At 68.7% G+C, this 8,360-nt stretch carries 10 protein-coding genes; 2 read left to right on the forward strand and 8 right to left on the reverse strand.

Features of this window, described 5'->3' with window-relative positions:
- Positions 1-14: 14 nt before the first annotated feature.
- The 4 genes from RMP06_RS09970 to RMP06_RS09985 are packed head-to-tail and all read right to left on the reverse strand — an operon-like array spanning position 15 to position 3,831.
- Positions 15-791 carry a biotin-independent malonate decarboxylase subunit beta gene (locus RMP06_RS09970; protein ID WP_310461622.1) on the reverse strand — a complete coding sequence of 259 codons (777 nt, stop codon included), beginning with the start codon at positions 789-791 and terminating at the stop codon, positions 15-17.
- 4 nt (positions 792-795) lie between these two features.
- A complete protein-coding gene (gene mdcC / locus RMP06_RS09975; RefSeq protein WP_310461623.1) occupies positions 796-1,122 on the reverse strand; it encodes a malonate decarboxylase acyl carrier protein in 327 nt (108 codons plus the stop codon).
- Positions 1,123-1,150: 28 nt separating this feature from the next.
- Positions 1,151-2,818 (reverse strand): malonate decarboxylase subunit alpha, encoded by a 1,668-nt coding sequence (mdcA, locus tag RMP06_RS09980; RefSeq protein WP_310461624.1) that lies wholly within the window; start codon positions 2,816-2,818, stop codon positions 1,151-1,153.
- An 8-nt stretch (positions 2,819-2,826) separates the two neighbouring features.
- Positions 2,827-3,831, reverse strand: coding sequence for a Bug family tripartite tricarboxylate transporter substrate binding protein (locus tag RMP06_RS09985; protein WP_310461625.1), 1,005 nt, complete (start codon positions 3,829-3,831; stop codon positions 2,827-2,829).
- A 123-nt stretch (positions 3,832-3,954) separates the two neighbouring features.
- On the opposite strand from RMP06_RS09985, the gene RMP06_RS09990 reads away from it, so the two are divergent.
- Positions 3,955-4,608: a GntR family transcriptional regulator gene (locus RMP06_RS09990; RefSeq protein WP_310461626.1), complete on the forward strand. Its 654-nt coding sequence runs from the start codon at positions 3,955-3,957 to the stop codon at positions 4,606-4,608.
- Between the two features lie 50 nt (positions 4,609-4,658).
- Positions 4,659-5,324 carry an alpha/beta hydrolase gene (locus tag RMP06_RS09995; RefSeq protein ID WP_310461627.1) on the forward strand — a complete coding sequence of 222 codons (666 nt, stop codon included), beginning with the start codon at positions 4,659-4,661 and terminating at the stop codon, positions 5,322-5,324.
- A gap of 21 nt (positions 5,325-5,345) precedes the next feature.
- Here RMP06_RS09995 and RMP06_RS10000 read toward each other — a convergent pair whose 3' ends face one another.
- The 4 genes from RMP06_RS10000 to RMP06_RS10015 form a co-directional block, all read right to left on the reverse strand.
- On the reverse strand, positions 5,346-5,843 hold the full coding sequence (locus tag RMP06_RS10000; protein WP_310461628.1) for an RES family NAD+ phosphorylase: 498 nt from the start codon (positions 5,841-5,843) through the stop codon (positions 5,346-5,348).
- Entirely contained in the window at positions 5,840-6,304 is a 465-nt protein-coding gene (locus RMP06_RS10005; protein WP_310461629.1) for an antitoxin Xre-like helix-turn-helix domain-containing protein, read from the reverse strand. The genes RMP06_RS10000 and RMP06_RS10005 overlap by 4 nt, the downstream gene beginning before the upstream one ends.
- Positions 6,305-6,382: 78 nt before the next feature.
- A complete protein-coding gene (gene ureC, locus RMP06_RS10010; RefSeq protein ID WP_310461630.1) occupies positions 6,383-8,110 on the reverse strand; it encodes an urease subunit alpha in 1,728 nt (575 codons plus the stop codon).
- On the reverse strand, positions 8,110-8,360 hold a 251-nt coding region (locus RMP06_RS10015), incomplete at its 5' end, for an urease subunit beta (protein ID WP_310461631.1). The genes RMP06_RS10015 and ureC, both read right to left, overlap by 1 nt.

Raw genomic sequence — 8,360 nt, forward strand, 5'->3', positions numbered from 1 at the left:
GAGGCTTTCGGTGTTCAGGGGTGGAGCGGCGTCGTCGCCAGCCGGGCGGCGAGCAGCGCGTGCTCGGCTTCGAGCGAGGCCAGCGTCAGCGGCTGCGAGGCGGTCAGCGCATTGATCGCCGCCGCACGGAAGGCCGCGACATCGTCGTCCACCAGCCGGTCGCAGTCGCCGCTCTCGACGCGGTGGCGCCCGCCGGTCGTGCGCCAGACCAGGGCGCGGTCACGGGAATCGAACTCATCGACCCCATGCGACGCCTCGATCACCTCCGGCCCGGACATCGCCAGCCGCCCCGTCTCGCTGATGACGAGGTGATCCGCGCAGCGCGCCACCAGCCCCATGCCACCGAAGCAGCCATTGGCCCCGCCGATCAGCACGATCACCGGGATGCTCGCCGCCCGCACGTCCAACACCGCCCGCATCACCTCCGACACCGCGATCAGCCCCGCATTCGCCTCGTGCAGCCGCACGCCGCCCGACTCCGCCAGCAGCACGACCCCCGCCGGCCGCTCGCGCAGCGCCCGCCGCAGCCAGCCGACCAGCTTGGCACCATGCACCTCGCCGACGCCGCCGCCCATGAAGCCGCCTTCCTGCGCGGCGATGAACACGGGATGCCCGTCCAGCCGCGCCCGGCCGATCACCACGCCGTCATCGAAGGACGACGGCACGCCGAGCTGCGCGAGGTGCGGGCTGGTGAGCCGCTCGGACGGCGGCAGCCATTCGTGGAAACTGTCCGCATCGACCAGCCGCGCCAGGCGCTCGCGGGCGGTGCATTCGGCGTAGCTGATGTTCATGCCGTCACCCTGTCACCTTCAGCCCGGCGACCGCTTGGTCCAGCCGCAGGCTCACCACGGCAGGCGTCGCGCCCATGTCGTTGACGGACACCGCGACACCGGCCAGGTGGTGGCGTTCGTGGAAATCGCGCACCACGGCGGCCCAGATTGGCTCGAAGCCGCGGGCCGAGGTTTCGATGGCGAGGGTGCAGCGGTCGTGCGCCGCGGACTCGACCATCACCTCCAGGTTGCCCGAGCCGACCACGCCGACCAATACGGGCGTGAACGCGGTGGGGCGGCGGTGGCCGTCGAACTCGAAATGCATCGCTTCGATGCTGGTGGAAATTGTCATGTCGTCACCGTCAGGGCACTGTCCCAGTTCACCAGTTCCGGAAGCGTGCTGGTGGCTGGTACAGCCCGCCCGACGCCCGCACCAGGTCGCGCATCGAACGCGCCGCCAGCAGGTTGCGCGTCGCGTCGCGCTGGTCGATGCCCAGGTCGGCCGGGCGCTGGACCACGCCGCGGTCGCGCAGGTTCTCGACCATGCGCCGATCCCGCGCCAGCCCGACCGGCGTGTAACCCGCCACACCGCGGATCGCCTGCTCGCGCTCCTCGTCGGTGCGGCACAGCAGCAGGTTGGCGATGCCTTCCTCGGTCAGCACATGCGTCACGTCGTCGCCGTAGACCATGATCGGCGGCAGCGCCATGCCCGCCTGCTCGGCCAGCGTCCAGGCGTCCAGCCGCTCGACGAAGGCGGGCTGCATGTGCTCGCGGAAGGTCTCGACCATCTGCACGACCAGCTTCTGGCCACGCGGCGTGCCGCGAGCGCCCGTCAATCCTTCGCGGGCCTGGGCGCCGGCTTTCAGCCACGCGGGGCTGGCATGGCGCCGACCGCGGGCGTCCGCACCCATGTTCGGGGCGCCACCGAAGCCGGTGATGCGACCGAGCGTGGCGGTGGAGCTGTTGCCGGCGAGGTCCATCTGCAGCGTCGAGCCGATGAACAGGTCGCAGGCGTAGTGGCCCGCTGCCTGCGAAAACGCCCGGTTGCTGCGCAGCGAGCCGTCCGGGCCGGTGAAGAACACGTCGGAGCGGGCGCGGATGTAGTCCTCCATGCCCAGCTCCGAGCCGAAGGAGTGGATCGACTGCACCCAGCCCGCCTCGATCGCCGGGATCAGCGCCGGGTGCGGGTTCAGCGCCCAGTGCTGGCAGATTTTCCCTTTCAGCCCGAGCGATTCGCCATAGGTCGGCAGCAGCAGCTCGATCGCCGCCGTGTCGAAGCCGATGCCGTGGTTCAGCCGCTGCACGCCGTACTCGGCGTAGATTCCCTTGATGGCCATCATCGCCATCAGCACCTGGATCTCGCTGATCTGCGCCGGATCGCGGGTGAACAGCGGCTCGATGACGTTGGGGGTGGGCGCTTGGACGACGAAGTCCACCCAGCCGGCGGGCACGTCCACGCGGGGCACGCGATCGACGATCTCGTTGATCTGGGCGATGACGAGGCCGCCGTGGAAGGCGGTCGCCTCGACGATGGCGGGGGTGTCCTCGGTGTTCGGGCCGGTGTAGAGGTTGCCGTCGGCGTCGCTGCTGTGGGCGGCGATCAGCGACACCCGTGGCGTCAGATCGACGAAGTAGCGCGCGAACAGCTCCAGGTAGGTGTGGATCGCGCCGATGCGGATCTGTCCGGCCGACACCATCTGCGCGAGGCGCCCGCCCTGCGGCCCGGAGAACGAGAAGTCGAGCTGCGACGCGATGCCGAGGTCGAACACGTCCAGGTGCTCCGGCAGCGCGAGCACCGACTGCACCATGTGCAGGTCATGCACCCGAGCAGGATCGACCTGCACCAGTGCCTTGGCGAGGAAGTCGGCCTGCTTCTGGTTGTTGCCTTCGAGGCAGACGCGGTCGCCGGGTTCGAGCACCGCGTGCAGCAGATCGACCACCGCGCCGGTCGCCACCCGCTTGCCGTGCAGGCGCGTGCCCAGGGCGTCGACGGCACGGGTGAGCCGGGCCTGCCGATTCAGCGCGCGGTGGTTCCAGGTGCGGTCCATCGCCGGGGTCACTCCAGCTTGATGTTGCCGGCCTTGACGACATCGGCCCAGCGTTTGGTCTCGGCCGCCACGAAGTCACCGAACTCCTTGCCGGTCATCGTCGGGGTTTCAGAGCCGATGCTGTTCCAGGCGGTCTTCAGCTCGGGGCTGCCCAGCGCGGTTTTCAGCTCGGCGGCCATCTTGTCGACGACCTCTTTCGGCGTGCCCTTGGGTGCCCAGAGTCCGTACCACGTCGCCACCTTGTAGGTCGGCACACCGGATTCCGCGGCGGTCGGGATGTCCGGGAAACCCGGTGCCCGCTTGTCACCCGCCACCGCGATGGCACGCAGCCGCCCGCTCTTGATGTGGGTGGCCGATGACCCCAGGCCGTCGAACATCATGTCGATCTGCCCGCCCATCAGATCCTGCAGCGCGGGACCAGCGCCACGGTAGGGAATGTGGGTGATGAAGGTCTTGGTCTGCATCTTGAACAGCTCGCCCGCCAGGTGGTGCGAGGAGCCATTGCCGGCCGAACCATAGGTGAGCTGACCGGGCTTGGAGCGGATGTAGGCCAGCAGCTCCTTCAAGTCCTTGGCGGCCACCTTCTGCGGGTTGACGACGATCACCTGCGGCACGTTCGAGATCAGCGCGATCGGGATGAAGTCGTTGGTCAGGCTGTAGTCGAGCTTCGGGTAGATCGACGGCGCGATGGCGTGGTGGACGGCGCCCATGAACCAGGTGTAGCCGTCCGGTGCGGCCTTGGACGCGACGGTGGCGCCCAGGTTGCCGCCCGCACCGCCCTTGTTGTCGATGATGAGCTGCTGGCCGAGCTGCTTCGAGAGGACCGCCGAGAGTGGGCGGGCGAAAGCGTCCGTGCCGCCTCCTGCGGGGAAGGGCACGACCAGCGTCATCGGCTTGGTCGGCCAGGCGGTCTGCGCTGCGGCGGGCAGGCCGATGGCTAGCGTGCCCAGCAGGCCGAGGCTGGTCAGGCCCAAGGCGTGGCGACGGGACAGGTTCAATGGCTTCTGGGTCATGGGCGTCTCCGGAACAGGCTTGTTCACGATCAATGTATACATTGGACATTGAAATAAATCCAAAATCAATCCTGAGGGATACCCTTGGCATGGCGTACGCCAAAAGCCTGAGACAATTCCGGCATGAAGATCTCCGAGCGCCTGTGTGAAACCATCGAAGAACTGATCGCCACGGGTGAACTGGCGCCGGGCAGCGCGCTGGACGAGGCGATGCTGGTCGAACGCTACGCTGTTTCGCGCACACCGGTGCGGGAGGCGCTGATCCAGCTCGCGGCGGAGGGGCTGGTGGAGTTGCGGCCGCGGCGTGGCGCGGTGGTGGCGCAGGCCACGCCGCAGCGGCTGGTCGAGATGTTCGAGGTGATGGCCGAGCTGGAAGCGATGTGCGCGCGGCTGGCGGCGCGGCGTCTGAATGACGCGGATCTGGCGGCACTGGACGCGGCGCTGGCGTGCTGCGAGGCCGCCGCCGCGCAGCACGACCCGGACGCGTACTTTTACGCCAACGAGGAGTTCCACCGCGCGCTCTACACCGCGTCCCACAACGATTTCCTGTTCGGGCAGACGCTGGCGCTGCAGCGCAAGCTGCGCCCGTATCGCCGGCTGCAACTGCGGGTGCGCCACCGGATGCAGCACTCGCTGACCGAGCACGCCGAGATCCTCGCTGCCCTGCGGCAAGGCGACGCGGCGCTGGCCATGGAGGCGACGCGGCGCCATGTCGTCGTGCAGGGCGAGCGTTTCGCCGACTTGCTGGCGAGCCTGCAACTGCTGACGGCCGCGTAGCCCTCCGCCAGTTGGCCGGTCGGTGCCGTGGCGGCGCTATGCTGCTGGCCATGGCACTCGACACCCTTGAACTCCAGTCCGGCGACCACCCCGTCGCCAGCGTCATCGTCCTGCACGGCCTCGGCGCCGACGGCAATGACTTCGTCCCGATCGCCCAGGAACTCGACCTGTCGGCGATCGGCCCGGTGCGCTTCGTGTTCCCGCACGCGCCGATCCGGCCGGTCACGGTCAACGGTGGCATGCAGATGCGGGCGTGGTACGACATCTTCGGCGCGGACCTCGTGCGCCGCGAGGATGAAACCGGCCTGCGCGCCTCGGTCACCGAGGTGCAGGTGCTGCTCGACCGCGAGGCCGACCGTGGCATCCTACCCGAGCGCACTGTGCTGATGGGCTTCTCGCAAGGCTGCGCGATGACGCTGCTGGCCGGTCTGCGGGCGCCGCAGCGGCTGGCGGGGCTGGTCTGCCTGTCGGGCTACCTGCCGCTGGCGGCGACCACGGCCAGCGAGCGCAGCGCCACCAGCCAGAGCGTGCCTGTGTTCATGGCGCATGGCCGCTTCGATCCGGTCGTGCCGCTGGCACGTGGCACGGCGTCGCGGGACGCGCTGCTGGCGCTGGGCCACAGCGTCGAGTGGCACGACTACCCGATGCAGCACTCGGTGTGTCAGGAGGAAATCGAGGATCTGAATGCGTGGCTGCTGAAGGTGCTGGCGGCATGAACGCCCTGCGCTTCCCGGAAATCAAGCGTGCCCTCGCGGATCGAAGAACCATGGCCGCAGCTTGACGGCGCGCAAGCGGGTGGCGTCTGGATGGCGCGGATTGATGAGCAGGTTGTATTCCTCCGGCACGATCACCGATGGCACGGCCAGCAGCACCGACGCTCCGCTTGCCAGCCACGCATCGCCGATGCCGAGCGACACCTTGCCTTCAGGCCGTGCCGTCCACCCGACCGGCAATTCCGCCGCCTTCCGCACGACCCGCGCCGCCCACAGGTCCGGCGGCACCTCGATGCAGACGACGAAGCGGTTCAGCGGCAGGTCATCGGTGTTCAGGTGGACGGTGGTTTCCAGCGCGGCCAGCGCGATCGTGCTGGCGCAGTAGACGACGGGCCGGCCCTGGCGGTTCCAGCGACCGCCACTGATCTCGGCGCCCTTGCCGCTGAGGTCGTCTGCCGCCCAATCCGGCGTGTCGGCTGCGATGCGCCACAGCCGTCCCGGCGCGGCATCGCCCGTGCTCATGCATAGGCGCCGGTCTGGGCGCGGCTGAGCAGGTTGGCGACGAGTTGCTGGCCCTCGCTGGTGTCCATGAGCGTGGCCGGTGCCAGCCCGTCGAGCGCCGGCAGGGGCCGCTCCAGCCAACGCGCCACCCAACTAGCCGCGTCGAACTCCCCGGCCCGCCCCGACGCCTCGACCATGCGCTGCACCTGCCCGATCAGCCGGCTGATGCCGAGCACGCGGGCGCTTTCATCCGGTGACAGCACCTGTGCATGGCTGGCCTTGCGCTCGACCGTGGCGCGGGGCAGGCCGAGCGTGGCGTACAGCCGTTCCTTGCTCACCCCCATGCGCCGGGCCATCACGCCGGGGACGGTGGCCGGGGCGCCCTGCTTGATGAGCCGCACACGCTCGATCGGGTCGAGGTCGAAGGTGCTGGTGAAGTTCCAGGCGGTGGGCAGGGTGTCAAGGCGGGTGTCGGCGGGCATGGGTGAAAATCATCATATGAGCAATCATGATAGCTCATATGAGCTTATGGCGACGAACCGGAGGCAGCCGAGCCAAGGTCAGAACAGGAAGTACCGCTGCCCCATCGGCAGACTCGTCGCCGGCTCGCACGTCAGCAACTGCCCGTCCGCCCGCACCTGGTAGGTCTGCGCGTCGATCTCCATCACTGGCAGATAGGCGTTGTGCACCATGTCGGTCTTGCGCACCGTGCGGCAGCCCTTCACCGCCGCCAGCGTCTTGCGCAGCCCATACGCCGTGCCCACTCCGCCCGCGAGCGCCGACTGGCTGACGAAGCTCAGTGACGTGCGTGTCAGCGCCCCGCCGTAGGAGCCAAACATCGGCCGGTAATGCACCGGCTGCGGCGTCGGGATCGACGCGCTCGGGTCGCCCATCGCCGCCATCGCGATGAAGCCGCCCTTGAGCACGAGGCTCGGCTTCACCCCGAAGAACGCCGGCCGCCAGAACACCAGATCCGCCCACTTGCCGACCTCGACCGAGCCGACTTCGTGGCTGATGCCGTGGGTGATCGCGGGGTTGATGGTGAGCTTGGCGAGGTAACGCTTGATGCGGGCGTTGTCGTGGCGGTCGGTGTCGCCGGGCAGCTTGCCGCGCTGCGTCTTCATCTTGTGCGCCGTCTGCCAGCAGCGGATCAGCACCTCGCCGACACGGCCCATCGCCTGCGAGTCCGACGAGAACATGCTGATCGCACCGAGGTCGTGCAGGATGTCCTCGGCGGCGATCGTCTCGCGGCGGATGCGCGATTCGGCAAACGCCAGATCCTCGGCCAGCGACGCATCCAGGTGGTGACACACCATCAGCATGTCGAGGTGCTCGTCCAGCGTGTTGATCGTGTAGGGCCGCGTCGGGTTGGTGGACGAGGGCAGCACGTTCGCCTCGCCGACCACCTTCATGATGTCGGGCGCATGGCCGCCGCCCGCGCCTTCGGTGTGGAAGCTGTGGATGGTGCGGCCCTTGAACGCGGCGACCGTGTCCTCGACGAAGCCGGACTCGTTGAGCGTGTCGGTGTGGATCGCCACCTGCACGTCGGTTTCCTCGGCCACGCTCAGGCAACAGTCGATCGCGGCTGGCGTCGTGCCCCAGTCCTCGTGCAGCTTCAGGCCGATCGCGCCGGCCTCGACCTGCTGGCGCAGCGCCTCGGGTCGGCTCGCATTGCCCTTGCCGAGGAAGCCCAGGTTCATCGCGAAGGCCTCGGCCGCCAGCAGCATCAGCTTCAGGTTGTCGGGCCCCGGGGTGGACGTGGTGGCCAGCGTGCCGGTCGCCGGCCCGGTGCCACCGCCCAGCATGGTGGTCACGCCCGAGTACAGCGCTTCGTCAATCTGCTGCGGGCAGATGAAATGGATGTGGCTGTCAATGCCACCGGCGGTCACGATCAGCCCCTCGGCCGACAGGATTTCAGTGCCCGGGCCGATGACGATGTCCACACCCGGCTGCACATCGGGGTTGCCGGCCTTGCCGATGGCCACGATGCGCTGGCGCTTGATGCCGATGTCGGCCTTGACGATGCCCCAGTGGTCGATGATCAGCGCGTTGGTGACCACCAGGTCGGCGGCTTCATGCACACCCGGGCCGTTGGGCGCCTGGCTCTGGCCCATGCCGTCGCGGATGGTCTTGCCGCCGCCGAACTTCACTTCTTCGCCGTAGCCGCCGGCGCGCAAGGTGAAGTCGTCTTCCACTTGCACCACCAGTGCGGTGTCGGCCAGGCGCAGCCTGTCGCCCACGGTGGGCCCATACATTTCGGCGTAAGCGCGCTTGCCAATCGTGGCCATCACAGCGCTCCTTGCACCAGGCCGCGAAAGCCCCAGACCGCACGCGCACCGGCGTAGTCCACCAGGTCCACCGTGCGCTGCTGGCCGGGCTCAAAACGCACAGCCGTGCCGCTGGCGATGTTCAGGCGCATGCCGTGGGCGGCTTGGCGGTCGAAGGCGAGGGCGCCGTTAGTTTCGGCGAAGTGGTAGTGCGACCCGACCTGGATCGGCCGGTCGGCGCGGTTCGCAACCACCAGCGTCAGCGTGCGGC

Origin of the sequence: Sphaerotilus sp., assembly GCF_031429695.1 — a bacterium.
In the GTDB taxonomy this organism is placed as follows: domain Bacteria; phylum Pseudomonadota; class Gammaproteobacteria; order Burkholderiales; family Burkholderiaceae_C; genus Sphaerotilus.

Coding starts and splice junctions, on each gene's coding strand:
- RMP06_RS09970 (WP_310461622.1), bottom strand. CDS start 791: ATGAACATCAGCTACGCCGAATGCACCGCCCGCGAGCGCCTGGCGCGG.
- mdcC (WP_310461623.1), bottom strand. CDS start 1,122: ATGACAATTTCCACCAGCATCGAAGCGATGCATTTCGAGTTCGACGGC.
- mdcA (WP_310461624.1), bottom strand. CDS start 2,818: ATGGACCGCACCTGGAACCACCGCGCGCTGAATCGGCAGGCCCGGCTC.
- RMP06_RS09985 (WP_310461625.1), bottom strand. CDS start 3,831: ATGACCCAGAAGCCATTGAACCTGTCCCGTCGCCACGCCTTGGGCCTG.
- RMP06_RS09990 (WP_310461626.1), top strand. CDS start 3,955: ATGAAGATCTCCGAGCGCCTGTGTGAAACCATCGAAGAACTGATCGCC.
- RMP06_RS09995 (WP_310461627.1), top strand. CDS start 4,659: ATGGCACTCGACACCCTTGAACTCCAGTCCGGCGACCACCCCGTCGCC.
- RMP06_RS10000 (WP_310461628.1), bottom strand. CDS start 5,843: ATGAGCACGGGCGATGCCGCGCCGGGACGGCTGTGGCGCATCGCAGCC.
- RMP06_RS10005 (WP_310461629.1), bottom strand. CDS start 6,304: ATGCCCGCCGACACCCGCCTTGACACCCTGCCCACCGCCTGGAACTTC.
- ureC (WP_310461630.1), bottom strand. CDS start 8,110: ATGGCCACGATTGGCAAGCGCGCTTACGCCGAAATGTATGGGCCCACC.